A 24,457-nucleotide genomic window follows, 5' to 3' on the forward strand; every position below is an offset into this window, starting at 1 on the left:
GACTCGCAGGCGTCCTTCGCTTTAGTCTTCATCCAGCTCCGGACGCCAGAGACTCGGGGTCATAAGTCAAAGCTGCTCTGTGGCAAAAACCGCCACTCCGCATCTTCGCCTTATGCCCGTCGTCTCTAGCAGGCGTCCTTCGCTTTAGTCCTCATCCATTTTCAAAACGGCCATGAATGCTTCTTGCGGGACTTCGACGGATCCGACTTGCTTCATCCGCTTCTTCCCTTCTTTTTGCTTCTCAAGCAATTTACGTTTACGCGAGATGTCACCGCCGTAACATTTGGCAAGAACGTTTTTACCAATCGACTTGATTGTTGAACGCGCTACGATCTTTTGACCGATGGCAGCTTGGACAGGCACTTCAAACTGTTGACGCGGAATAAGATTTTTCAGCTTTTCAACAATTGCTTTGCCGCGCTCGTAGCTGAAGTCGCGATGGACGATAAAGCTTAATGCGTCGACTTGCTCGCCATTTAACAGGATGTCCATTTTAACAAGCTTCGAGGTTTTATAGCCGATCAGTTCATAGTCGAATGACGCATAACCTTTCGTGCTTGATTTCAATTGATCGAAAAAGTCATAGACAATTTCTGCCAGCGGCAATTCGTAAATGATATTTACCCGCGACGCATCCAAATAATCCATCGTTTTGAAGTTTCCTCGCTTTTGCTGGCATAATTCCATGACAGAGCCAACATAATCATTCGGCACCATAATCGAAGCTTTTACATAAGGTTCTTCAACATGGTCGATTTTTTGTGCATCAGGCATCATGGAAGGATTGTCAACTTTCAATTCTTTTCCGTCAGTTGTAACAACGTTATAAATAACACTCGGTGCAGTTGTGATCAAGTCAATTTTGAATTCACGTTCAATACGCTCCTGAATGATCTCCATATGGAGCAGTCCTAGGAAACCGCATCGATATCCGAATCCCAAAGCTTGCGACGTCTCCGCTTCATATTCCAAAGCTGAATCGTTCAGCTCAAGCTTCTCGAGCGCTTCACGCAAGTCGACATATTTGGATGAATCAATCGGGTACAGACCACAGAATACCATCGGGTTTAATCTTCGGTAACCAGGGAGCGGTTCGCTTGCCGGGTTTTTCGCATTCGTAATCGTATCCCCGACTCGCGTGTCACCTACATTTTTAATCGCTGCCGAGAGGAAGCCGACATCTCCGACTGATAGTTCATCGCGCATGGAAATATTCGGCGTGAACACACCCGTCTCGATGACTTCGAATTCTTTGCCTGTTGCCATCATGCGGATTTTATCCCCAGGCTTAACAGTTCCTTCGACAATTCGGATATTGACGATGACACCTTTATATTGATCATAATGCGAGTCGAAGATCAATGCTTTCAGCGGCGCCTGTGGGTCGCCAGTCGGTGCAGGCACTTTCTCGACAATTTGTTCAAGGATCTCTTCGATGCCGATGCCGGATTTAGCCGAAGCATGCACTGCTTCGGAAGCATCCAATCCGATAACGTCTTCAATTTCCTGTTTCACTTTATCCGGATCTGCAGCTGGCAAATCAATTTTATTGATAATAGGCAAGATTTCAAGATCATTGTCCAACGCCAAATAAACGTTTGCCAACGTTTGCGCTTCGATACCTTGGGCCGCATCGACAACAAGCAACGCCCCCTCACATGCGGCGAGGCTCCTGGACACTTCGTACGTAAAGTCTACGTGCCCCGGTGTATCAATGAGGTGGAAAGTGTACTCTTCACCATTCTTCGCGGTATACGATAATTGCACTGCATTCAATTTAATTGTGATTCCACGTTCGCGTTCCAAATCCATAGAATCCAGTGTCTGTGATTTCATTTCACGCGAGCTTACCGTTTCCGTCTTTTCCAATAGACGATCGGCCAACGTCGATTTCCCGTGATCAATATGGGCAATAATCGAGAAGTTTCTTATGTTTTTTTGACGTGCCAATCTTTCATCATGATTCATCTGTCAGTTCACTCCTATATAAGCTATTTGCATTATAGCAAATAACTGATAAACATGTTACATTTTCTTATTCCCATAAACTAAATGCCGAAAGCTTTCGTATGACTTATCAATTCTAACAGATTGAAGCGTTTTGATAAAGATTGGATGGATATCCGGCTGAATATAAATAAGCTCCATGACAAATTTGCCATGAAGCTTATCTCTATCACTTTTCTTCTGCTTCACCCATGTTGCTCAACAACTCGCTGATGGATTCTGCAATTACGCCAACAGTACGGTTCAATTCATCCTCTGAATTGCCGATTCCGCCAAGTTCAATAAGGATGATATTCGGATGCAAGTCTTGATTATACTTTCCATCCACGCCCGCTCCGCCTTTAGATATGACATTCCTCGTAATGCCGGGAATCCTTTTCTCCATTTCCATTTTGACTTTATTCGTCATTACTTCATTCTTTTTATAAGATGGATTATCCAATCCAAGTACGAATGCAACTTTCGCGTACCTTTCCCCTTCATGTACAATCGTTGTCTTGTCGGGACCTACAGCATCGCGATGTATGTCTATAATTAAATCATAGTTATTTTCGGTAAGCTGCTTTTTGACAAAAGGCCTAATATCATTATAAGCACGTCCGTGCGGCACAATCTTTTTCAGCGTGTCAGTTTTCACACCGTTCAATTCAAGTAACCCTTTGAGTTTATCTCCCATCTTCATCACATTTTCGGTCTGATGGTTAACCATGATTTTTCCATCTACCGCTTTTGTGATCGGTTTATACGCTTCCGTTGCATGGGTGAAATAAATCAGGACTTTCCCGGCTGCCGTTTGAAGCTCTTCAATGACTTTGGGTTCTTCACGTTCAGTTTCAGGTTCACGTTCAGCTTCCACTTTCTCTTCCTCAACGATGTTGGAAGCGTAGACGATTATTGCGTTTTCCTTGATGATTTTCGAATTAAGGATTTTTGATTCTTCCGGTATGAATTGGATGATTACCGGGAAAAGGAAAAGAACGAATACGATTACAAGCCACATTTGCATATTTTTCTTCAAGCGACATCCCCCCGTCTTCAACTATATGCGCGGGGAGATGGGTCAATGACTTGTTTTTATGTCCTCAATCCAGTCACTGATCGAGTCTGTTAATGTCTCCGCATAAAGGGCGGTCCAGGAGTCGATCTCTTTTGGGGAAATGAATGTATTCAAATCGTGATTCGATAAAACTTCTTCAAATAATTGCACTCGTTCTTCATGAGGCCACGACGTCCAATCGCCAAAGATGGGAATTAACTTTGTCCGATCTGCATCCTTATTAGGAGTATGCAACCAATTCCCAACAGACAGCCTTGAGGATGGATGGCTTTCCTCCTCAATTTTCGAGGCAATATAACCGAAAAGCGTATTAATAGCATCCGCTATCAAAACCGGTCCGTCCACGACTGTCGGGATGCCGATTGCGATAACCGGAATTCCCAACGTTTCTCTCGATAGCTCTTTGCGGCTATTTCCAACACCTGATCCTGGATGTATGCCTGTGTCGGTCATTTGGATTGTTTTGCATAATCTTGAACTGTCCCTGGCGGCCAATGCATCGATGACGATCAACAGATCCGGTTTGATTTCGTTAACCAATGCCTTGACAAAATTGGCAGTTTCAAGCCCCGTCTGGATTGTCACTCCTGGTGCATATACGAATACCTCGCTGCCGTCGTCCGAATAATAGAGCGGCACGATTTCCTTCAGACGATCCATTGTCAGCGGACCGACTGCGTCAGGAGTCACTTCCCGGTTCCCCAAGCCTACGAATAAAATTTTCCCGGTTTTCAGATCCGTTATGCCTTCCGTCATTTCAGTCAGTTTGGACTTGAGCATTTCAGCCATCTCCTGAAGGCCTTCACGATCTGTATGCATGAGCGTCGGATTCGTAAGCGTCAAATAGGTGCCTTTTTTCTTGCCGATCCTCTTCTCGCCCTCGGCATTGATTTTGACCGATGTCACAATCACTCTGCCTTTTCGTTGCTCATCAAATTGTATGCCTTCCGAATCCTTTAGTTTCTGCTTCTCTTTTTCTGTCCGATGGCGAACCATTTCTTCGTTTTCCACGAGGAGGTCCGTTCGGAAAAAATCGTATTTATCCATTGTCATCACCTCAACATGCAGTTTGCACGTTGTGTCAAGGAAATATTCTTTGCATATTTTTATTGCGTTAAAGCTAGGTTTTTGCTAAAATGTTAATGTTGTAAAGAGATATCCGAAAGCTATTATGGAAACACTCTTGCCTTACCTGAAATTGGAGGTGAATGGAATGCCAAACATCAAAGGTGCAATCAAGCGCGTTAAACAAAGTGCCGCAGCAAATGAGCAAAACTCGCAATACAAAGCTGCAATGCGTACTGCTGTACGTAAAGCTGACACTGCGCTCATCAATAAAGAAGAGAACGCTTCTGAACTTTTGAAAGACGCAGTCAAAAAATTGGATACAGCTGCTCGTAAAGGTCTTATCCACAAAAATACAGCTGCTCGTCAAAAAGCACGTCTTACAAAAAAAGCTCAATAAGTATCAAAAGCGGAGGTTTGCAGTTAACTGCGAGCCGAAGTCTGAAAGTAAAAAAGGCTGTCACTTGTGTCGTTCAAACGACAAAGTGGACAGCCTTTTCTATTAAAAAAATGCTTTGACCCGGATTTCCCCTTCAGGCGGACGCTTTCCGGGGGGGTGGGCGGTGAGCCAATCGAACAGCGAAGGGTTCGATTTGCCGTATTTCTGCGTCTTTTGCAGAAATTAAGGCAGCCTACAAGGTGCTCGCAACGCTGCGCTTTTGCTCGCAAACGCCGTTCTTCGTGACGGCGTTCGCTAATCCCCCAGGAGTCGCCGCCTTACGCTTCAATCCTAGCAATAATCTTTGAGTCACTATAATTTATTCAAACCTTCAATGGTTCCATGAAGAAGATTTCTAATACCCTTTCTCTTTTGCCGCTTGTTGATTTCAATTGATGGTCAATCTTTGCCAGTTTTTGCAAAATGAGCAGTAGCCTTTCCATTTTGGGAATGCTTCGATTCTCCATTATCAGCTTGACCCTGTATGGGTGGACATTCAACGTTTTTGCGATTTGCTGTTGTTGATATCCTTTTTTCACTAGTGATGATACGTGGATCATCAAGCGGATCTGACCGGCAATGAGGGATGTGAGCATGATGGGCTCTTCGCCATTCCGTAACAGGTCATGATAAATGGAAATTGTCCCTTTCACATTTCCAGTCATATAGGCATCCGTCAGACGGAAAACATCCATTTCAGGCAGACGGGGTACGAGTATTTCAATGATTTCTCGCGTCACTTCACCAGTACCATTCATATACATACCGATTTTGGCGATTTCATTGGATAAGGTTAAGAGGCTGTCCCCAGCCATCTCTACGAGGAGTTGCGCAGTTTCAGGGCTGATCTTTATGCCATTCGTTCCTGCTTCATTTTGGATCCATGTTGTTAAATCACGGCCCGTTAATGGCATTGCCTCCACTACTACAGCATTTTGCTGCATGACCTTCACTATTTTCTTCCGTCCATCCAGCTTTTCATAGGGCGCAACAAACAGGACGACGGCAGTCGGTGATGGACTTGCCAGCCACGCTTCGAGCAATGTGATCTTATGTACGACTTTCTCTTTCGTTTTATCGGATGCTTTGAGAAAAGAGGCATTATTGGCAACGATCAATTTCCTATCTTCTAAGAAAGGAAGTGTATCCGCCTCTTCAAGAACGGCTTCAACCGGCGTTTCGTCCAAATCGAAACGGACGACCGAAGTTTCATCGATATCCGGCAATGCCTTCTGAATGCGTTTAATTGTCGTATCAATCAAATGCTGTTCTACACCTGTCAATAAATAAACAGGTTCTATTGTTCCTTCATTTATCTTTTTCCATATCGCGTTGACCACTTGCTTCCCTCCAGTCACTCACATTGTCCTATTATACATTATGGAATCATGACTATGAACAATTTGTGTCGATTGTCATAAACCCGGCATATTAAATCGTTTGATATAGATTTTTTTTTCGTTATCATCTATACTATAAAGGAATTAGGAGGTGTAGCAATGAATGAGTTTGAACATGACGTACAGTCTAAACGCAATGATTTAATCGACTCTGGTGTCGGTTTCATTGTAGCTTTCGTTGCCTTTTCTGCAATTTTCGTTATTGCTACAATCGTAGACTTCGTCGCGCACTAATAGCACTCCTGAAAGACGGCTTGTTCAGTCCCCAAGCGGAATGGACAAGGCCGTCTTTTCATTTGCCGTCGTCAAAACGTCATATCCACCGTCTCTTTTCACGGTAACGGATATCGAACCGTACTCCGCAGTCGCCATCGTCGGCAGCCTATATTTTTCAAATGTCTTGACGACTTCTTCATGCGGGTGACCGTACCGATTAACTTTCTTATATGAGAAAATTGTCAGCTCCGGCTGCAAAGTCCTGATGAATTGATCCGAGCTGGAAGTGCGGCTGCCGTGGTGTCCGGCTTTAAGGATCAAAGTCCCCCACTCCAAATCCTTATAACTCTTCAGCAGCTTTCTCTCTCCTTCGATCCCTAAATCACCCGTGAACAGAAACATCGGCCCATCAGTTTCCATGAATAGGACGAGGGAGCTGTCATTTCCTTTATAAGCTCCGGCACTTGGCGCCATATAATAAAATGCAGCCGACTTGTCCGACCAAGTTGCCCCTTCAGTCATTGCAAAAATCGGTATCCGCTTATCTTTAGCTCTCTGCATGACTTCTTCCATCGTCTTTTCCTGCTCGCTGCCAGGGGAAATATGGATCTCATCCACTCCGATCTCTTCCAGTACTTCGTCCGCCCCTTCCATATGATCACTGTCCGCATGAGTTAAAATCAATTTTTCTATTTTCGCAATGCCCTGCCCTTTCAAAAACGGGACCACGATGCTTCTGCCCACTTCGAATTCCTTTTCAGGTGTACGCCAATTGGGCTCTCCAAAATTCACGGTCCCACCTGTATCCATAACGTAAACGCCACGCCGATGCGGAAGTTGGATGACGATGGAATCCCCTTGCCCGACATCCAGGTACGTTACCTTTAGTTTGGAATCTGCATAGGGAGCTATATGAATAATAAGCGCAGGGATCAGTACGAAAGGAATGGCACGAGAAGCCTTCCTTCCCCTTTCAAGCATAATTAGGAATAGGAGGGTACCACCAACGGCAAGCGCAGATGGAATCGCCGCTGGCCGACCTGGCACCCATAGTTGATAAGGCATTGAAGCCAAGTATTCTGTCAAGGCTTCTATCCAGCCTCTTAACGGAACATAAAATGAAAAAACGATCCCTACAATCAGAGGGGAAACGTACGTCAGCACTACTAAAACGATGTTCATCGGCAAAATGATAAAAGAATACAAGGGTACATAGAATAGATTCACAATGAAAGACGATATGGACACCTCATAGAAATGATATAAAAGGACAGGATACAACGCCAATTGAGTTATCGATGTCACCAGGAAAGAAACTTTGAGGGCAGATCTACTCCCCGTGAGAATTCTTGTTGAGTAAATCAATGAGAATGCAGCCAAATAGGAGAGTTGAAATCCAGGCTGGAACACGACGAATGGCTGCAACATGATGAAGCCGGACGCACTCATGGCGAGTGCATCATCCATTCTCATCCGGAATCGCCCCGTTGCGGTAAGTAAGAGTAAAATCGTCACGGATACCGCCCGCCAAACGGATGGCGCACCACCCGCCATTACTGCGTATATAGGCAAAAGGGCGATCAGTAAATTGTCGATTGTCTCAATCCGCACTAACAATCTGATGAGAAGGCTTCGAAATAGAAACGTCAATAAGCCAACATGTAAGCCTGATATTGCAAACAAATGAGTTATCCCAAGAGTCCTGTACCTTGAAGCCACTTCTTCATCCATGCCACTCCGGTCCCCGATGAGCAGTGCTTGCGCTTCTGGTATGAGTGATTCGGGGAAGGTTTCCTGGATATGATGTTTCACCTTCCATCTTTGTCGGGATAAGATAGTCTGCAATCCGGAGTTAACTTCATAGCCTATCAACCTTTCGGACTCGAACATGCCGACGGCGCCATTCATCTTTACATACCGCTTCATATTGAAGGCGTATTGATGTGAAGGGGCGGGAAGTTCCTGGAAGGCACCTTCCAAAGTGAATCGGTATGAAGGGATGTGCAAGTGCTGAAACTGCAATTTCTGAGCCTCGCTGTCGAATTTCAGCAAGGCATAGACGATATCGCCGGCGTCAGTCCTGGCAAAGCCTTTCATTTTACCGCCATCGATTTTAACTTGATCTGTCCATGTCAGGTTTAGGACGGCAAGTTGCCCGCCCGCTTTAAGTTCAGGTAGATGCAATGAAATGAAAAAATAGGAGAGTAATGACGCCGCCACCGCAAGTATCGGAGTGACGGCTTCTTTTCTAAGGAGAAAGATGGGGACAAGCAATAGATTGAGGAGTAAAACGTGAACCGGACCGTATGCAGCAAAAGCGGATACGGCAACCGGCATGCAAATATAAATAATACGGACTTTGCCGATCATTTCCCGAATAGGTCATCCACCCTTCTTTTGAATGGGAGAAGCTCTTCAGTCGGCGCGCCTAACGATTCCATTTCCACAAGCAAGTCATTGATCAGCTGCAGTTTCCCTTCCTTCGTGAAATCCACTTTCCTTTCATCGAAAGGGACGTGTCTGACTTCAACTCCTGATTGCTTGAAGAGCTCAATGGCGTAGTTGTCGTTCTTATAATCCGAAGCATAATTGACTATCTTTATTCCGGACTGGATTATCGCCTTTGAACATTGCAAACAAGGGAAATGGGTTACATACAAAGTAGATCCTTCCACAGGGCTTCCGTATTTCGCGCATTGAAGCAATGCATTCATCTCCGCGTGAATTGTACGGACACAATGATTCCCGACGACATAACATCCATGATCGATGCAATGGTCCCCGCCCGAAATCGAACCGTTATAGCCTCCTGCAATGATCCTGTTGTCCCTGACAATCGTCGCTCCGACTGTCAGTCTCGTGCATGTGCTCCTGACCGCAAGCAAATGGCATTGCGCCATGAAAAACTGATCCCATGTAATCCGCTCCATATGTATGCCTCCAAACAGTGTCATTTATTTTACCGTAATGAAAGACGCTAGCTTATCAAACGTTTTTTGTCCGATTCCGGACACTTCCATTATGGCATCGGGAGAACTGAACGGTCCATGCTCTTCCCGGTATTGAAGAATGGCAGCAGCCTTTGACGGTCCGATACCCGGAATCGTCATCAGCTCCTGCACATCAGCAGTATTGATATTCACTTTTCCGTCATCCTTCACGCTTTCGCCTGTCTGGGGCGGAAATGAGCCTGATGGAGTGGGGAAATCGATTTCTTCGCCTTCCCTCGGGACGTAGATGAAAAATTCATCTGGCAGCTTCATCGCGTGGTTCAACATACGCGAGTCTGCATCGGCTAAATAGCCTCCCGCCGCGTGAATGGCGTCGATCAGACGATCTCCTTCCATAAGTGAATAGACGCCCGGATAATTCACGGCGCCTCGTATGTCAACCATGATTGGCATCACGGCCGCATCAATACGTGCAATAGGCTGCTCTTCTTTAGGTTGCTCTTGTAAAACATCAATAATTGGGGATTGTCCGCCTTCGACTGTCAGTTGACTGCCGGCCTGTCCTCGGGGAAAGAACAGAATTGCGGAAAGTACAGCGATTGCTGCGATAGGGGTGATGATCTTACGCCATTTTTTGGATACAATCGATAGAAACAGCTTTCCCACCCTTTCTACGAGGCATCCATATGGAGTCATCTCCCACTATATATGATAACTTCGAAGAATGGAAGCTTCATTTGCGCACTTGAAAAAATATTCTTTCACTTTCTTCGTGCGGCGGCTCGTCTTCCCAATCGGCAAAAATGCGTTCAATCGTAAAACCGGCTTCCCTCAATACATCCACGTATTCAAAAACAGTAAATGTCCTTTGTTTATGCCTTTCATTAAAACGGCGATAAAGTCCGCTTTCCTCTTTGACAAAAAAGCTGAGTTCCGATAGCACGGAATGCTCTTCGTCTCCTTCTTCCGTATGCCAAATATACGCGATACGGTCGTTATCAAAAGTGAATGGCCCATCCATGAAGATGATATCCGTCTTGAAAGTGGAATGCACATCAAAAATGAGCACTCCACCGCTGTTCAAGACTGAATGGATTCCTTTAAATGTAGCAAGGACGCTTTCGATGTCTGGTAAATAGTTCAACGAATCGATTGCAATGACTGCCGCATCAAACTGCTCTCCGCCCTCTATTTCCTGCATGGGCATTTCCTGAAACTCGATATTCAAGGAATGGTCATTCGAACGTTTTTCCGCAATCATGAGCATGTCCTTTGAAAGATCGATTCCAGTAACAAACGCACCGGATTTCGCTAACTTGACGGATAGCTGCCCCGTCCCGCAGCCGACGTCGATGATCTTCTTCCCTTCAATCCCATCTGTAGCTATGGATATCAAATCCACGTATGCATCGTAAGGGATATCGGTCATCAATTCATCATAGACGAGAGCGAAATCCGAATAGGCTTTCTTATTGCCCATTATCCATCTTCAGCAATGGAGCATCTCCCCATAACTTCTCCAAGTTATAATAGCCGCGCTCATCTTTGTGGAATACATGGACGACGACATCGCCCAAATCGACGAGAACCCATCTCCCATTGTCAAGGCCTTCAACCCTTTTGACTTCATATTCGTATTCAGCAGCCTTATCGGCAACTTCCCTCGCAATCGCTTGCACTTGTCGCTCGGAGTTTGCATGACAGATAATGAATTGGTCCGCAATAAGGGATACTCCCTCCATATTCATTACGACAATATCTTGCCCCTTTTTATCATCTACGGCATTATAAGCTGTTTCAAGTAATGTTGGCATTTTTTCACGTTTCCTTTCGTAGTTGGGTCGTTCAAATTCTTTGCACGTGTTCATTATAGCACTCAAAGGAGTCTGGAAATACGCCAGCCTGCCTATTGATAAGATAAAGCACGGAATGGACGATGCAAGCCCTCATCGCCTCGTCCAAATGAAGATTGGCAGCGTTGCGCAGCTCGGCGATGCCTGGAAAGTCCCTGCCCGGCTCAATAAGATCAGCGATGTAAATGAGTTTCTCCAGATCGGACATACCTGCTCTGCCTGTTGTATGATAGCGGATTGCATTGAGGATATCCTGATCTTCTACGCCAAAATCTTTCTTAGCGATGATACGTCCAGCGGCTGCGTGCCAAAGTTCATGATGGAAGGAAAGCAGTTTTACGTCTTCTCCATTCTCTTCGATCATTCTCCGCATATCCGAAGGCTCCATAAACTTCGCGATGTCATGGAACAATGCCGCCTGTTCCGCTTTATGCGCCGGAATGCCGAAACGCGCAGCCAATTCCTTTGCTGTTTCCGTAACTCTCAGAACATGCTCATAGCGTTTTCTTGGTAATCTCTTTTCAAGCTCCATTTTCAACGTTGCGGATTCCATAAAGCTCCTCCTGTCGGATAAATTCCCCGATATCTTCAGGTACAAGGAATTGGATTGTGCCGCCCGTCTGCAGCCGGTTTCGGATCAACGTCGAAGACAAGTCGATTTCAGGTATCTGGACCATCGTAATCGGATAGCGCGTTTTACCTTCAGTACCCGGCCTGCCCACCCCGACAAACTTCACAATTTTCATCAGTTCATCGATTTTATACCAATTAGGCAGCATATCGATCATATCGCCGCCGATAATAAAGTGGAAATCCACATCCGGCTCCTGTTCCTTCAATGCTTTTATGGTATCGACTGTATAGGAGATCCCGCCTCTGTCAACTTCAAACGAAGAGGCATTCAGTCCGGGTATTCCTGAAACGGCAATCTCCACCATTCTTAACCGCTGCTCCGGCGTTGCATCCGACGGGTCCGCTTTATGGGGCGGAGCCGAGGTGGGCATCAGCCGAACTTCATCCAATTGCAATGCATGCTTCACTTCATTCGCCATAATCAGATGGCCTATATGAGGCGGGTTGAACGTGCCGCCTAACAATCCGACCTTTTTCATGTTTTCCTCCTTATGGGAGAACGATCCGTTTTTTCTCCGTGGATTCTTTGTAAAGGACAAGGATTTTCCCGATTACTTGAGCGACCTCAATTCCTGCTTCTTGCAGTTTTTCAGCAATCGTATTCTTATCTTCCTCACAATTTTGAAGAATACTTACCTTAATCAACTCACGGGCTTCGAGCGCCTCTTCAATTTGTTTGATGATCGCTTCAGTCAAACCGCCCTTTCCGATTTGGAAAATCGGTTGTAGGTGATGCGCTTCGCTTCGTAAATAACTTTTCTGTTTGCCTGTTAACATTTATTTTCCTCCAAGTTGTGTTGTAATTGATTGTATCATTTTCTTCGTATCCGGGTAGATGCCTGTCCAAAGCTCAAAGGCCAATGCTCCTTGGTGAACAAACATACCGACCCCATTCATCGTCTTGCCTCCTGCTTCGCGAGCACATCGCAGAAATACGGTTTCCAGCGGATTGTAGATGATGTCAGCAACCGTTGCACCTTCAGAAATCCCGGATGGCTCGAGCGGAAATCCACTTTGGGCAAAATTCATTCCGAGAGAAGTCGTTTGAATGATCAAATCGTATTTGCCAATTGTAAGTTGCGCTTCTTCCAGTGACAGTGCTGAACTTCCCGGAAGGCTTTCGGACAAATGCCTGGCATTCTCGACTGTCCGGTTCGTTATGTCAATCGGACCGTAACCTGCCGATTGAAGAGCGAATGAAATGCCTGCAGCAGCTCCTCCTGCTCCGATGATCAGCAACTCACCCACGTTCTCCGGATCAGCTCCAAATTCCTGCAAGGAGCGCACAAAACCGCGCCCGTCAGTATTCGTTCCGAATAGAGTACCATCTTCAAGGACCTTCACCGTGTTGACCGCGTTCATCCGTCTAGCTTCCTCGTCAATTTTATCAAGGAAAGGGATGATTGCGCTTTTATGAGGCACGGTGACATTCCAACCACTGCAGCCTAATCGTTTTAAACCAGCAACTGCATCCTCCAAATGATCCGCTTCAACATGGATCGGTATATAGGATGCGTCGATTCCATTTTCCCGAAACCATGCTTCGTGCATGAGGGGAGACTTCGATTGCGCAATCGGGTCACCAATCACCGCATACCATTTTTTCATCAAGCAGCCCTCCTTAAATGAGCGATGGACGGAGTACTACATCAACTCCACGAGGTGCATGTACAGCAACAACGACACCAGGATGCTGTATCGTAATCCAGCCTAATCCTGAAATGACGAGATCCATTTTCGGTTTCTTAATCGAGAATTCATGCCTTACGAACGGCGGCATCTTCTCAAGGGAATCACCGCTTGGCGGGGATAGCATTTCTCCGAGATGGGCGGCGTATAACGAATCGGCATTTTCAAGCTTTGTCCGGTGGATCGGAATTTCATTGGAAACATGGATTGTAAATGATGAACGATCGCCTGACAGAAAATCGAATCTAGCCAGACCGCCGATGAATAAAGTCTGTTCCGCATTCAATTGGAACACTTTCGGCTTCAGTTCCTTTTTCGGCGTGATCGCTTTCAAATCCTTCGCATCCAGGTGATGAGCGATCTGATGGTTGTTAATGATGCCCGGTGTATCGTAGATGGCCTTTCCATCGTCGAGTGGGATTTCAACTAGATCTAATGTCGTTCCCGGGAAATGGGAAGTGGTGATCACTTCTCCCATGCCGGTCGCATTCTTTATGATCCGGTTGATGAATGTGGATTTTCCGACATTCGTGCACCCGACAACATAGACGTCTTTCCCTTTTCTATAGGTATCAATGGCATTTAGCGCCTCTTCCATGCCATGCCCTTTGTATGCAGAAATGAGCAAGACATCTATCGGCTTTAACCCAAGCTTCGCTGACTCCGTCTTCATCCAATTGATCATTCGGTTTCGGTTGATCGATTTAGGAAGAATATCGGACTTATTGCCAATCAGAAGAATGTCTTTTTTACCGACAAAACGCTGCAAGCCGTTGATCCAGCTGCCGTTGAAATCAAATATATCCACGACTTTGATGATTAATCCGTCTTTTTCGCCGATGCCATTCAATATCGCTAGGAAATCGTCGCCAGATAAGGAGACGGGCTGTAATTCATTGTAATTCCGCAAGCGGAAGCAGCGGCGGCAAATGACTTCCTCCTTCTCCAAAGAAGCCGCAGGAGCATACCCTTCCTTTTTCGGATCTTCTGATTGAATTTCAATTCCACAACCTATACATGTAAGTCGCTCCAAGCTTATTCCTCCCATTTAATCAATCCTTGTCTTTTCAGTTTAGCCATAATCCTTCTTTCAATCATTCGATTGAATTTCGTGACAAATCCATCGGAGCTCGCGACGGGCACTACTAAAATTGTATGGAGGCCGAAACGGTTGCCGCCCAAAATATCTGTCATCAGCTGATCGCCGACCATGACAGCCTCTTCCTTCTTCAAGCCCATCAATGCAAGGGCATTTTTGAAATTCTTTGCCAACGGCTTCCTGGCATCGCAAATGAACGGCGTGCCAATCGGACCGCAGAAAGATTCCACCCGGCTTTGATTATTATTCGAGAGGATTGTCACTTGGAGACCGGCTTCCTGCATCATTCGTACCCATTCCCTAATTTCAGGCGTCGCTTCCGGACGATCCCATTCCACTAGCGTATTATCCAAGTCTGTGATAATTCCTTTGATCCCCTTTTCCTTTAAGGCTTCGGGTGAAATTTGATAGATGTCTTTTACATATTCATCTGGCAAGAAAATTTTATACAAGTTATCCACTCCGTTATTTCACTAATAGTATTCCGATTATACCATATTGGCATCCATTGGTACGGAATGGACCAAGCCGGAAATCTGTTCGATTTCCTTGTACACTTTACTGAATGTAAACAAGCATTCATCGCATATGCTGTCATATAACGACACAGGAGGTGGACCAATGAGCGGGTTTGTCATGGCCCTTGTCCAACTGTGGGTCGAAGTTCCTGCTATGGTCGGCTATATCAGGGGGCAGGCATTCCGTCGGCCGCTTTCAAAAGCGGAAGAGGCTGATTGCTTGCAACGGCTGGCAGAAGGTGATGAAAGTGCGAGAGATGAACTCATTGAAAGGAATATGCGCCTTGTCGCTCATGTCGTAAAAAAATTCCATCCAAAACACGAACAACTTGACGACTACATTTCCATTGGTACAATCGGGCTTATGAAAGCCGTGAACAGTTTCACGCTTGATCGTAAGACGAAACTTGCGACGTATGCAGCCCGCTGTATCGAAAATGAAATACTGATGTACCTGCGAACACAAAAGAAAGTGCAGAAGGATGTATCGCTCTTCGATCCGATTGGAACGGATAAGGACGGACAGTCCCTTCAGATAGCAGATCTGTTGCAGACCGACGAGGAAGCACCAATCGAAACCGTACAGCAGAAAGAGCAAAAGGAGAGACTCTACCGCCATCTCGGAAAACTGGATGGAAGAGAGTTGGAAATCATCCAAAGGAGGTATGGGCTGCTCGACGACCAACCGATGACTCAGAAGGAAATTGCGCAGCAGCTCAACATATCAAGAAGCTATGTCTCACGTATCGAAAAGAGAGCGATTGTCAAACTGTACCAGCTATTCAAGCATGAATATAATGAATGAAAAGTGCATAACTGCAAATGAAAAGGCGTTTCCTGACATGGGGCCACGGCCCTAAGAAAGGAAACGCCTCTTTTCATTTCAATATCTGTACTGCTTGCCTTATTAGTCTGCACTAACCTCACGCGCGATTACAACCGCAATGACTGTCGTCGCAAAAAACACACCTGCCATTAGAAAAAACATCCCTATTACCTCCTTCACAGCAATATGCAATCTGCTATCATCTTACCATAATCATTTTAAAATTTCGAGATGGCGCGCATGACAATTTCCGAAGAATGCTTCGCTGCAAGAGGCAAGAATTCATCAAAACTAATTGACGATTTTTTGCCTGCAATATCGGATAATGCACGGATGACGACAAACGGCGTTCCGAATTGATGACATACTTGAGCTACAGCGGCGGCTTCCATTTCAGCAGCGATCATTGCAGGAAATTGCCCTTGTACAAGTTCGACCCGCGCCGCGTCACTCATGAACACATCACCGGAAGCGATCAATCCGACAGCATACTCATGCTCGCCAACCTCCTCGACCGCTTCCTTGGCAATCTGGATGAGTTTTTCATCCGCAGGGAAGGAAGGAGGCATACCTGGAACTTGGCCGATTTCATAGCCGAAGGCCGTTGCATCGACATCATGATGCCTTACTTCATCAGAAATGACAACTGTACCCACTTCAAGTGAGTCATTGAAACCACCGGCAGAACCGGTATTCACGATTGCATCAGGTCGATATTCATGAATAAGCAATGTCGTCGCAATTGCCGCATTCACCTTTCCAATGCCGCTTTTGACCAGAATGACATGATGTTGGCCGATGTTGCCTTCAATAAACTCACAGCCGGCAATCTCCCGGCTAGTTGGGTCCTCAATTTTTTCTCGTAATAGTTCAACTTCTTGTTCCATCGCACCGATGATTGCAATTTTCATTACGAATCCTCCTGTTGAAGTCTCATTTGTTGTTCAATATTCAAAATCCAACGTTTTTAAAACATCCATTCTAGTCGGTTTCCAACCTTTTCCGTCAACCCACTCGATATAGACGCGGAATATTTTTGATCCGTCCTTCGTCGTAACGATACCGATTGACTTCTGTGGTCCGCCGCCATTTTTAACCCTCTTATAGAATAATTGATCCTCAGAGAATCCAGTCGCGTACGCAATGGCTTTTTTCTTTTCATTATAATCTATAGATCCGGCTTCATACTTTGAAACATGCTCACCCGATTGGTCTGTTCCGATCGGCTGCCATGCCGGATTTGTGATTGTTTCCTTAATGATTTCATCAGTACCCGGAACGATTACCACAGTGCCAGGTTCCTCAACTTCCTCAGTGCTGTCCTCGCTGCCTTCCGTTCCTTCCGATTCTGTGCCTGGTGACGAAGACTCGTCCGCGTCGTCTTCTACCGCATCACTATGCTCACTCGACCCCTCTTCATCTTCTACATCTGAAATAGAATCGTTTTCTTCCTGTTTCGCCTCGTCGTCGGATGATCCGGATTCTTCGAGAACCTTTTCTTCAGAAGCGTTCTCTTTCCCTTCATCATCTTTATTCCCAGTTATTATGGAAGCTCCCACAATGAGAATCAGTAAGATGACAAGGCCGATCATACTATTTAAAAGCCGATTGCTGCGGTTACGCATTTTTTTGCGATTGACACGCGAATATCTTGGCTCATTACCTTTCATATAGCCTTCCCCCTATCATCCTGCATTAATGTTGAATGGCCGCCCTCATTTGAAGGCGGCCATTCCAAGTCACTTGATTTCAACAATAACGACCGACATTTCTCCCCCAGGAGTCGTGATTTTCACTTCATCGCCTTTACCTTTGCCGATCAATCCTTTTGCAATCGGTGAATCGTTGGAAATCAACCCTTCAATCGGATTCGCTTCAGCTGAGCCGACAATCGTGTAGGTCTCTTCGTCTCCGTCAGGGAGTTCCTTGAATGTAACCGTTTTACCAAGTTGGACCTCGTCAGTGTTCGCTTCATCCTCTGTAATGATTACGGAGTTGCGGATCATCGATTCCAGTGAGGAAATCTTTCCTTCAACAAACGCCTGGTCCTCCTTAGCGGAATCGTATTCCGAGTTTTCCGATAGGTCACCATAGCTTCGAGCAATTTTAATGCGCTCCACAACTTCTTTCCGTTTTACAGTTTTAAGAAACTCCAGCTCTTCTTCTAATTTTTTCTTACCCGACGCGGTCATCGGGTACTTTTTCTCTGATACCATTATTCAACACTCCTCATATTCCTGTTCATAAAAACACTATGCCGCTCCTGCAAGAGGTATGCGACATAGGCTCATTTATATTGAATTCTGACTTCATCATATTACAAGTTCGTACCAAATTCAAGAATTGTTTTTATTTTCGTGACCATTAGATCGACTGCAACTTCATTGTGACCGCCTTCGGGAATGATTATATCCGCATACCGTTTAGTCGGTTCAATAAATTGATTATGCATCGGACGGACGACGGAGAGGTATTGTTCAATAACCGATTCGATTGTGCGTCCCCTCTCATTAATGTCCCGCATCAGACGTCTGATGATCCGCAGATCCGCATCCGTATCGACAAAGAGTTTGATATCCATCAGATCACGGAGCCTCTCATCCTCCAAAACGAGGATTCCTTCAAGGATGATCACATCTTTAGGTTCGATTGCTATTTTTTGTTCTGATCTAGTATGGAGCGCATAATCATAAACCGGCTTTTCGATTGTCTCCCGATTGAGCAGTTTTCCGATATGGTCTATGAGCAGATCCGTATCAAATGCTAACGGATGATCGTAGTTCGTCAACAATCGATCTTCAAATTTAAGATGTGATTGATCCTTGTAATAAAAATCCTGTTCTATGACAACAACTGAATGTTCCTTGAACACGTCATAAATTCGATGAGTGACACTTGTCTTCCCTGATCCCGAACCACCGGCTATGCCGATGACAAGAGGTTTTCTTTTATCCATTTCTTTTCCTCCCACAAATACAGGGCTGTTGCTCAGTCCCTCTTTTTCACAGCCACCAGGATGCCGTCGCCGACCGGCAGCAATGAGGTTTCATAATTCGGATGCTTTATGACCCATGAAGTGAATTCCTTCAGATTACGGATCATCGTCCGATTCCGCTTTGGCACCTCTTCATCCGGAACCATCACGGCACCATGCATGAACATATTATCGCAATAAATGATGCCGCCTTTTGCCACATGCTCTGAATATTTTTCAAAGAACCGTTTATATTGCCCTTTTGCAGCATCGATGAAAAGGGCATCATACTGCAAGGCTGGAAGTGATTCATCCGATAGAAGAAGGGCATCTCCTTCGATGATCGTTATCCTGTCCCCGAATCCGCTTCGCTTAATATAGTCGACAGCGGATGCATGCCTTTCCTTGTCCCGCTCAATCGTGACGACTGATGCTCCCTTCAAAGCTGATACCATCCGGATAGCAGAATAGCCTATTGCACTCCCGATTTCAAGTATTAGCTTCGGACGTTGTATTCGAAGCAGCCCGATGAATGTTTCCATACCGCTCCTATCCATGATCGGAATCCGGTGTTCTGCGGCGAATTCCTCCATTTCCAGAAGTAACGGATTGTCTTCTTCGCGAAGTTTCAAAATGTAGGACTCAAAGTCTTTCATACATGCACTTCCATTCTTTTGAATCAGTCAATATATTTCGCCCGATTTGCCAAATGCTCCTCGTATGTCTTCGCAAAATGGTTCTTCCCTTCCTTGTCGGCAAGGAAATAGAAATAATCTGTGACAGAAGGATCCACGACCGCTTCAATCGAAGATCTGCCCGCATTTGCAATCGGTCCCGGTGGAAGGCCAGTATGGACATACGTATTATACGGATTATCAACTTTAAGATCTTTAAACAGGACGCGATCCTTATGTTTGCCTAATGCGTATAGAACCGTCGGATCCGTCTGCAACGGCATTCCATCATCCATCCGGTTGTAAAAGACGCTAGCAATCGTTTCGCGATCTGTATTTGAAGTCGCTTCCCTCTCAAGCAGGCTGGCGAAAGTGAGCAGCCAATGGACCGATTTCTCCTTGCTTTCCAAAAAGGCAGAATACGGCGTGATATTTTCCGACGTCGCATTCAGCATTGTCGTCACAACCGTTTCGACTGATGGCTTTTCTTCAAAAAACGGATACGTGGCAGGGAATAAATACCCTTCCAACGGATATCTGACATCCTCTTTCAATATCTCTTCTGTTAGGATGTTCGGGTATCGTCCCATCAGATCGGCAATGGTTTGTTCGTCATTGACATATTCCAAAAACTCTTTCTCAGGTATGCCTATCCGTTTTTCCACAGTTGCTGCAATCTGTTCCAACGTCAACCCTTCCGGAATTGTCATTGTAAATACCGGAGTCCTATACACTTTTCCGGTCTTCAGGCTCTTGATCAATTCGTCAAATGTCATCGCTTTTGTCAAGCCGTAGGAACCTGCCTGAAATTGCGATTCATTATTGAATTTGGCATAATATTTAAAGATCTTGGCGTCTTTGACAAGTCCTTTTTCTTCTAACATTTCCGAGATGGACGTCAAGCCCGAACCAATTGGTATTTCCACTTCAATTACTTCTTCCGAGTTTGGATCGACCGGTTGAAGGGCCTCACTTATGTATTTATAGACTGCCCGGCCTCCGATCAGGCCGCCGATAATCAGAACGAGCGCCACAACAAAAACGATACGCCTGACAATCTTCACTTCTTTTTTCTGTTCCAACATCTTTTCGAACATTCGATCCTTTTTTGAACCATTATTCATCCAACATCACCTCTATCCGAACAAATACTATCTAAAAAAAGTTTCATTGCAGTGAAAAGACGGAATGGCCTGCACCATTCCGTCGTCCGTGCACAATATGGATTATTCTTCGTCTTCTTCCTCTTCAAGGAATGTGTTCAACATTTCTTCGATCATGTCCCACTCTTCGTCAGTCTCGATCGGCAATAGCTCGCCATCTTCGTTATCTTCAGATGGGATGAACGCAGAAGCATGAATTTCCACCTCTTCATCATCGCCCACTTCTTCTTCGCCTAAAATATGATAAAGGACATATGATTTTCCAAAATCCTCTGATTCAAATGTGAAGATTACCTCACATACATGCTCTACACCGTGCTCGTCTACAACTGTCATTGTTTCTTGTCCATGTTCCATTCCAATCACCTCATCTATTTTTTGAATCAAGATACCCTTGGAGTATCATGACTGCCGCCATCTTATCGATGACAGTCTTTCTTTTTTTCCTGCTGACATCCGCTTCGATCAACATGCGTTCCGCCGCCATCGTCGTCAATCGCTCATCCCATAGGATGACAGGAAAACTGAACGCCTCTTCCAACATTTCAGCGAACCTTTCGGACGCCTCTCCTCTCGGACCTACGGAGTTGTTCATGTTCTTCGGAAAACCCACTACGAAAGAGGTAACCGTATATTCAGCTACAAGCTCCTGAATTCTGGACATGCCAAACTGGCCGGCGCTTTCATCGATTTTAATCGTTTCGATGCCTTGGGCTGTCCACCCAAGAGCATCACTGATTGCAATACCGACCGTTTTGGAACCGACGTCCAATCCCATTACCCTCAATTCGTTTGACCCCCGTTTTCACGGATATAAAACTTAACCAATTCTTCGAGAATCTCGTCCCTCTCCAATTTCCTGATGAGATTACGCGCCTCATAATGGCGAGGGATGTAAGCCGGGTCGCCCGATAAGAGGTAACCGACAATTTGGTTGATGGGATTGTAGCCCTTATCTTCCAGTGCTTTGTGCACATGGAGCATGACCTGCTTAACTTCCTGCTCCATCGATTCTTCAGGAAAGTTGAATTTCATCGTCTTGTCGTATGAATTCATAGTCGACACCCCGCTTTCCAATCGTCCGTTAGCAAATCGGATACCTTTCCCACTAACACTATACCCGACTTCCATTTCCACTTAAACGGATTTGACATAATCATACACGGAATGAAGTGCTTCATCAAGTTTAGAAGCATCCTTCGCACCTGCCATCGCCATGTCCGGACGGCCGCCGCCTTTACCACCACAAAGAGATGCTACATGATTGACGATTTTACCAGCATGGAAGTTCCCGTTTTTCAAATCTTCCGTCACTCCTGCCGCCAGTAGAACTTTTCCATCAGCTGCAGCCCCGAGTACAATTACACCTTTGCTCACTTTCTGCTTCAATTCATCAATCATCTGACGCAGGGCATTATTGTCTTTCACCTCGACCTTAGCCGAAAGCACTGTCACATCATCAATCTGCTGGGCAGTCGTGAGGATGTCAGTGAGTTGACTGTTTCCAAGCTTTGCAGAGAGCGATTCATTATCTCGTTGAAGCTCTTTCATTTCAGACAGGTAGGAGCTGACTTTTGTAACGATATCTCTCGGATTGGATTTCAGTAATGCAGCTGCTTCCGTAAGAAGCGCCTCTTCCTTTTTAAAGGAATGATATGCCTCTTGGCCAGTGACTGCTTCAATCCTTCTTGTCCCTGCTCCTATGCCGCCTTCCGATTCGATCTTAAAGAGTCCGATAGTAGACGTTGCCGGCACATGACAGCCGCCGCATAATTCGATTGAATAATCGCCGACTGAAACGACGCGGACGATGTCTCCATATTTCTCACCGAACAAGGCCATAGCACCCATTTCTTTTGCTTCGTTTATCGGTTTCTGTTCGATTTGGACAGGAATATCAGCCCAAATCTTCGCATTAACGATTTCTTCGATTTTTTCCAGTTCCTCCTTCGTCACCTGCCCGAAGTGGGAGAAGTCGAAACGGAGACGGTCAGGGCCGACATATGAACCTGCCTGGTTGACGTGCTCACCGAGGACAGTTTTCAATGCTTGATGAAGCAGATGTGTAGCCGTATGGTTTTTAATTGTCAATTTACGTGATTCTTCATCTACCTTAGCAAATACTTCCGCGTTGTCAGCAATTTCACCCGAACGAACGACCGCAGTATGCAGATGTTGACCATTTGGTGCCTTTTTGACGTCTTTTACATCGATTATGAATGTATCGCTTATGACGGTTCCTTTATCGGCGATCTGCCCGCCGCTTTCCGCATAGAAAGGCGTGCGATCAAGCATGAACTGGATTTCATCACCTTCAGAAGCATGTGCAACCAATTCACCATTATGCAAGAGGGCGACGATCCGCGTGTCGCAGGACAGCTGATCATATCCGATGAATTCGCTTTTTGCATGAATGTTGCCCAACACTTCCGATTGGACGTGCATCGAATCTACGTCGTGACGTGCAGCTCTTGCGCGTTTACGTTGATGATCCATTTCTTCATCGAATCCAGCACGATCAACGGCAACTCCCGCTTCCTCTGCAAATTCCTCTGTCAGTTCAAATGGAAAACCGTACGTATCATATAGTTTGAATGCATCAGCGCCAGATACGAGCGGATTTCCAGCTTCCTTCGCTTTTTCAATGACGCCATTCAAAATCGCCAAACCTTCGTTCAATGTTTCATGGAATCTTTCTTCCTCATTTTTAATGACTTTCATGATGAATGCTTCTTTTTCTTTGACTTCCGGATAGAAGTCTTGCATCACTTCCCCGACGACAGGGACGAGTTCATACATGAAGGGCTTATTGATGCCCAATTGTTTTGCAAAGCGCACAGCACGGCGCAAAAGTCTTCTGAGGACATATCCTCTTCCTTCATTTGAAGGCAATGCCCCATCGCCGATTGCGAACGCAACCGTCCGGATGTGGTCCGCGATCACTTTGAATGCCGTGTCCTTCACATCATCTTTTCCATACGCTTCACCAGATACTTTTTCAACGGAATGGATGATCGGCATGAACAGATCCGTGTCAAAGTTCGTGGGCACTTCCTGGATGACAGAAGCCATCCGTTCAAGGCCCATCCCAGTATCGATATTCTTCTTTGGAAGCGGCGTATACGTATGGTCCGGATTGTGGTTGAACTCGGAGAATACTAAGTTCCAAATCTCCAGATATCGGTCATTTTCCCCGCCTGGATAGAGTTCCGGATCTGAGAAATCGTCGCCGAAAGATGGTCCGCGGTCGTAGAAGATTTCTGAGTTCGGACCGCTTGGACCTTCCCCGATATCCCAGAAGTTGCCTTCCAATCGGATGATGCGCTCTTCCGGAATGCCGATTTTGTCTCGCCAAATTGCGTATGCTTCGTCATCTTCCGGGTGTACAGTAACAGACAGCAACTCGGAGTTGAAGCCGATCCATTTTTCATTCGTCAGGAAATCCCATGCGCGGATGATCGCTTCTTCTTTGAAGTAATCGCCAATTGAGAAGTTCCCGAGCATTTCGAAGAATGTATGGTGGCGTGCAGTTCTTCCTACGTTTTCGATGTCGTTCGTACGAATGGACTTTTGTGCGTTGACGATTCGTGGATTTGTTGGGACGACACGCCCGTCAAAGTATTTTTTCAGTGTCGCGACGCCGCTGTTGATCCAAAGAAGTGACGGATCATCGATTGGCACTAGGGGAGCTGAGGGCTCTTCGCTATGCCCATGTTCTTTGAAGTAGTCAAGAAACATTTTTCTGATTTCAGATGCTGTTAATTTTTTCATTGTTATTCCTCCTTAATAGTCAAGTTGCATTTAATACTGGTTTTCCGCTTCATTCCAAGATAAAGAACTCGCCACTCTACTTAATAAATAAAGCACAAACAAAAAAATCCCCGCCCCTGTAC

28 protein-coding genes are annotated in these 24,457 nt (G+C 45.5%); 3 read left to right on the forward strand and 25 right to left on the reverse strand.

Translation table 11 applies throughout. The features are described 5' to 3' along the window. Positions 1–144: 144 nt before the first annotated feature. From lepA to gpr, 3 genes are all read right to left on the reverse strand, one after another. Positions 145–1,968, reverse strand: coding sequence for a translation elongation factor 4 (gene lepA / locus M3193_RS04580; RefSeq protein WP_251624622.1), 1,824 nt, complete (start codon positions 1,966–1,968; stop codon positions 145–147). Positions 1,969–2,176: 208 nt separating this feature from the next. After that, positions 2,177–3,025, reverse strand: coding sequence for a stage II sporulation protein P (spoIIP, locus tag M3193_RS04585; RefSeq protein ID WP_251624624.1), 849 nt, complete (start codon positions 3,023–3,025; stop codon positions 2,177–2,179). Between the two features lie 42 nt (positions 3,026–3,067). After that, positions 3,068–4,111, reverse strand: coding sequence for a GPR endopeptidase (gpr, locus tag M3193_RS04590; protein ID WP_251624626.1), 1,044 nt, complete (start codon positions 4,109–4,111; stop codon positions 3,068–3,070). 166 nt (positions 4,112–4,277) lie between these two features. On the opposite strand from gpr, the gene rpsT reads away from it, so the two are divergent. Then, a complete protein-coding gene (rpsT, locus tag M3193_RS04595) occupies positions 4,278–4,529 on the forward strand; it encodes a 30S ribosomal protein S20 (RefSeq protein WP_251624628.1) in 252 nt (83 codons plus the stop codon). Between the two features lie 362 nt (positions 4,530–4,891). Here rpsT and holA read toward each other — a convergent pair whose 3' ends face one another. Next, complete coding sequence (gene holA, locus M3193_RS04600; protein WP_251624630.1) at positions 4,892–5,908, reverse strand: DNA polymerase III subunit delta; 1,017 nt, start codon at positions 5,906–5,908, stop codon at positions 4,892–4,894. A 159-nt stretch (positions 5,909–6,067) separates the two neighbouring features. On the opposite strand from holA, the gene M3193_RS04605 reads away from it, so the two are divergent. Continuing rightward, positions 6,068–6,202, forward strand: coding sequence for a YqzM family protein (locus M3193_RS04605; protein WP_251624632.1), 135 nt, complete (start codon positions 6,068–6,070; stop codon positions 6,200–6,202). Between the two features lie 24 nt (positions 6,203–6,226). Here the strand turns inward: M3193_RS04605 and M3193_RS04610 are convergent, their stop codons facing one another. The 11 genes from M3193_RS04610 to M3193_RS04660 are packed head-to-tail and all read right to left on the reverse strand — an operon-like array spanning position 6,227 to position 14,861. After that, positions 6,227–8,554, reverse strand: a complete 2,328-nt coding sequence (locus M3193_RS04610; RefSeq protein ID WP_251624634.1) for a DNA internalization-related competence protein ComEC/Rec2 — start codon at positions 8,552–8,554, stop codon at positions 6,227–6,229. After that, on the reverse strand, positions 8,551–9,114 hold the full coding sequence (locus M3193_RS04615; protein WP_251624636.1) for a ComE operon protein 2: 564 nt from the start codon (positions 9,112–9,114) through the stop codon (positions 8,551–8,553). The genes M3193_RS04610 and M3193_RS04615 overlap by 4 nt, the downstream gene beginning before the upstream one ends. A 24-nt stretch (positions 9,115–9,138) precedes the next feature. Beyond that, on the reverse strand, positions 9,139–9,831 hold the full coding sequence (locus tag M3193_RS04620; protein ID WP_251624638.1) for a helix-hairpin-helix domain-containing protein: 693 nt from the start codon (positions 9,829–9,831) through the stop codon (positions 9,139–9,141). 37 nt (positions 9,832–9,868) lie between these two features. Beyond that, positions 9,869–10,615, reverse strand: coding sequence for a class I SAM-dependent DNA methyltransferase (locus tag M3193_RS04625; RefSeq protein WP_251624640.1), 747 nt, complete (start codon positions 10,613–10,615; stop codon positions 9,869–9,871). Further along, on the reverse strand, positions 10,605–10,949 hold the full coding sequence (gene rsfS, locus M3193_RS04630) for a ribosome silencing factor (protein ID WP_251624642.1): 345 nt from the start codon (positions 10,947–10,949) through the stop codon (positions 10,605–10,607). The genes M3193_RS04625 and rsfS overlap by 11 nt, the downstream gene beginning before the upstream one ends. Before the next feature lie 31 nt (positions 10,950–10,980). Further along, on the reverse strand, positions 10,981–11,541 hold the full coding sequence (yqeK, locus tag M3193_RS04635; RefSeq protein WP_251624644.1) for a bis(5'-nucleosyl)-tetraphosphatase (symmetrical) YqeK: 561 nt from the start codon (positions 11,539–11,541) through the stop codon (positions 10,981–10,983). Further along, a complete protein-coding gene (locus M3193_RS04640) occupies positions 11,510–12,100 on the reverse strand; it encodes a nicotinate-nucleotide adenylyltransferase (protein WP_251624646.1) in 591 nt (196 codons plus the stop codon). The genes yqeK and M3193_RS04640 overlap by 32 nt, the downstream gene beginning before the upstream one ends. Before the next feature lie 10 nt (positions 12,101–12,110). Beyond that, positions 12,111–12,398, reverse strand: coding sequence for a ribosome assembly RNA-binding protein YhbY (gene yhbY / locus M3193_RS04645; RefSeq protein WP_251624648.1), 288 nt, complete (start codon positions 12,396–12,398; stop codon positions 12,111–12,113). After that, positions 12,399–13,229, reverse strand: coding sequence for a shikimate dehydrogenase (gene aroE / locus M3193_RS04650; RefSeq protein WP_251624650.1), 831 nt, complete (start codon positions 13,227–13,229; stop codon positions 12,399–12,401). It abuts the gene before it with no gap. A gap of 13 nt (positions 13,230–13,242) precedes the next feature. After that, positions 13,243–14,358, reverse strand: a complete 1,116-nt coding sequence (yqeH, locus tag M3193_RS04655) for a ribosome biogenesis GTPase YqeH (RefSeq protein WP_251624652.1) — start codon at positions 14,356–14,358, stop codon at positions 13,243–13,245. Then, positions 14,346–14,861: a YqeG family HAD IIIA-type phosphatase gene (locus M3193_RS04660; RefSeq protein WP_251624654.1), complete on the reverse strand. Its 516-nt coding sequence runs from the start codon at positions 14,859–14,861 to the stop codon at positions 14,346–14,348. Before M3193_RS04660 ends, yqeH begins: the two co-directional genes overlap by 13 nt. A 169-nt stretch (positions 14,862–15,030) precedes the next feature. On the opposite strand from M3193_RS04660, the gene sigK reads away from it, so the two are divergent. Then, entirely contained in the window at positions 15,031–15,732 is a 702-nt protein-coding gene (gene sigK, locus M3193_RS04665) for an RNA polymerase sporulation sigma factor SigK (protein WP_251624656.1), read from the forward strand. A 239-nt stretch (positions 15,733–15,971) separates the two neighbouring features. Here the strand turns inward: sigK and mtnN are convergent, their stop codons facing one another. The 10 genes from mtnN to alaS all read right to left on the reverse strand — a co-directional run bounded on the left by mtnN (position 15,972) and on the right by alaS (position 24,335). Next, positions 15,972–16,664, reverse strand: a complete 693-nt coding sequence (mtnN, locus tag M3193_RS04670; RefSeq protein WP_251624658.1) for a 5'-methylthioadenosine/S-adenosylhomocysteine nucleosidase — start codon at positions 16,662–16,664, stop codon at positions 15,972–15,974. A gap of 33 nt (positions 16,665–16,697) precedes the next feature. Next, positions 16,698–17,423, reverse strand: coding sequence for a YrrS family protein (locus tag M3193_RS04675; protein WP_251624660.1), 726 nt, complete (start codon positions 17,421–17,423; stop codon positions 16,698–16,700). A gap of 69 nt (positions 17,424–17,492) precedes the next feature. Continuing rightward, positions 17,493–17,969 carry a transcription elongation factor GreA gene (greA, locus tag M3193_RS04680; RefSeq protein ID WP_251624662.1) on the reverse strand — a complete coding sequence of 159 codons (477 nt, stop codon included), beginning with the start codon at positions 17,967–17,969 and terminating at the stop codon, positions 17,493–17,495. Between the two features lie 101 nt (positions 17,970–18,070). Next, positions 18,071–18,709, reverse strand: a complete 639-nt coding sequence (gene udk, locus M3193_RS04685; RefSeq protein ID WP_251624664.1) for a uridine kinase — start codon at positions 18,707–18,709, stop codon at positions 18,071–18,073. 32 nt (positions 18,710–18,741) lie between these two features. Then, on the reverse strand, positions 18,742–19,383 hold the full coding sequence (locus tag M3193_RS04690; protein WP_251624666.1) for an O-methyltransferase: 642 nt from the start codon (positions 19,381–19,383) through the stop codon (positions 18,742–18,744). Positions 19,384–19,406: 23 nt separating this feature from the next. After that, on the reverse strand, positions 19,407–20,525 hold the full coding sequence (gene mltG, locus M3193_RS04695) for an endolytic transglycosylase MltG (RefSeq protein WP_251624668.1): 1,119 nt from the start codon (positions 20,523–20,525) through the stop codon (positions 19,407–19,409). Between the two features lie 102 nt (positions 20,526–20,627). After that, a complete protein-coding gene (locus M3193_RS04700; RefSeq protein WP_251624669.1) occupies positions 20,628–20,921 on the reverse strand; it encodes a DUF1292 domain-containing protein in 294 nt (97 codons plus the stop codon). A 10-nt stretch (positions 20,922–20,931) separates the two neighbouring features. After that, positions 20,932–21,351, reverse strand: coding sequence for a Holliday junction resolvase RuvX (ruvX, locus tag M3193_RS04705; protein ID WP_251624671.1), 420 nt, complete (start codon positions 21,349–21,351; stop codon positions 20,932–20,934). Then, positions 21,348–21,620, reverse strand: a complete 273-nt coding sequence (locus tag M3193_RS04710) for an IreB family regulatory phosphoprotein (RefSeq protein ID WP_251624673.1) — start codon at positions 21,618–21,620, stop codon at positions 21,348–21,350. The genes ruvX and M3193_RS04710 overlap by 4 nt, the downstream gene beginning before the upstream one ends. A gap of 81 nt (positions 21,621–21,701) precedes the next feature. Then, complete coding sequence (alaS, locus tag M3193_RS04715) at positions 21,702–24,335, reverse strand: alanine--tRNA ligase (protein ID WP_251624675.1); 2,634 nt, start codon at positions 24,333–24,335, stop codon at positions 21,702–21,704. Positions 24,336–24,457: the final 122 nt, after the last annotated feature.

The organism is Sporosarcina luteola (assembly GCF_023715585.1).
GTDB lineage: Bacteria > Bacillota > Bacilli > Bacillales_A > Planococcaceae > Sporosarcina > Sporosarcina luteola_D.

Coding starts and splice junctions, on each gene's coding strand:
- lepA (WP_251624622.1), bottom strand. CDS start 1,968: ATGAATCATGATGAAAGATTGGCACGTCAAAAAAACATAAGAAACTTC.
- gpr (WP_251624626.1), bottom strand. CDS start 4,111: ATGGATAAATACGATTTTTTCCGAACGGACCTCCTCGTGGAAAACGAA.
- rpsT (WP_251624628.1), top strand. CDS start 4,278: ATGCCAAACATCAAAGGTGCAATCAAGCGCGTTAAACAAAGTGCCGCA.
- M3193_RS04605 (WP_251624632.1), top strand. CDS start 6,068: ATGAATGAGTTTGAACATGACGTACAGTCTAAACGCAATGATTTAATC.
- M3193_RS04610 (WP_251624634.1), bottom strand. CDS start 8,554: ATGATCGGCAAAGTCCGTATTATTTATATTTGCATGCCGGTTGCCGTA.
- M3193_RS04615 (WP_251624636.1), bottom strand. CDS start 9,114: ATGGAGCGGATTACATGGGATCAGTTTTTCATGGCGCAATGCCATTTG.
- M3193_RS04620 (WP_251624638.1), bottom strand. CDS start 9,831: ATGACTCCATATGGATGCCTCGTAGAAAGGGTGGGAAAGCTGTTTCTA.
- M3193_RS04625 (WP_251624640.1), bottom strand. CDS start 10,615: ATGGGCAATAAGAAAGCCTATTCGGATTTCGCTCTCGTCTATGATGAA.
- rsfS (WP_251624642.1), bottom strand. CDS start 10,949: ATGCCAACATTACTTGAAACAGCTTATAATGCCGTAGATGATAAAAAG.
- yqeK (WP_251624644.1), bottom strand. CDS start 11,541: ATGGAATCCGCAACGTTGAAAATGGAGCTTGAAAAGAGATTACCAAGA.
- M3193_RS04640 (WP_251624646.1), bottom strand. CDS start 12,100: ATGAAAAAGGTCGGATTGTTAGGCGGCACGTTCAACCCGCCTCATATA.
- yhbY (WP_251624648.1), bottom strand. CDS start 12,398: ATGTTAACAGGCAAACAGAAAAGTTATTTACGAAGCGAAGCGCATCAC.
- aroE (WP_251624650.1), bottom strand. CDS start 13,229: ATGAAAAAATGGTATGCGGTGATTGGTGACCCGATTGCGCAATCGAAG.
- yqeH (WP_251624652.1), bottom strand. CDS start 14,358: ATGGGAGGAATAAGCTTGGAGCGACTTACATGTATAGGTTGTGGAATT.
- sigK (WP_251624656.1), top strand. CDS start 15,031: ATGAGCGGGTTTGTCATGGCCCTTGTCCAACTGTGGGTCGAAGTTCCT.
- mtnN (WP_251624658.1), bottom strand. CDS start 16,664: ATGAAAATTGCAATCATCGGTGCGATGGAACAAGAAGTTGAACTATTA.
- M3193_RS04675 (WP_251624660.1), bottom strand. CDS start 17,423: ATGAAAGGTAATGAGCCAAGATATTCGCGTGTCAATCGCAAAAAAATG.
- greA (WP_251624662.1), bottom strand. CDS start 17,969: ATGGTATCAGAGAAAAAGTACCCGATGACCGCGTCGGGTAAGAAAAAA.
- udk (WP_251624664.1), bottom strand. CDS start 18,709: ATGGATAAAAGAAAACCTCTTGTCATCGGCATAGCCGGTGGTTCGGGA.
- M3193_RS04690 (WP_251624666.1), bottom strand. CDS start 19,383: ATGAAAGACTTTGAGTCCTACATTTTGAAACTTCGCGAAGAAGACAAT.
- mltG (WP_251624668.1), bottom strand. CDS start 20,525: ATGAATAATGGTTCAAAAAAGGATCGAATGTTCGAAAAGATGTTGGAA.
- M3193_RS04700 (WP_251624669.1), bottom strand. CDS start 20,921: ATGGAACATGGACAAGAAACAATGACAGTTGTAGACGAGCACGGTGTA.
- M3193_RS04710 (WP_251624673.1), bottom strand. CDS start 21,620: ATGAATTCATACGACAAGACGATGAAATTCAACTTTCCTGAAGAATCG.
- alaS (WP_251624675.1), bottom strand. CDS start 24,335: ATGAAAAAATTAACAGCATCTGAAATCAGAAAAATGTTTCTTGACTAC.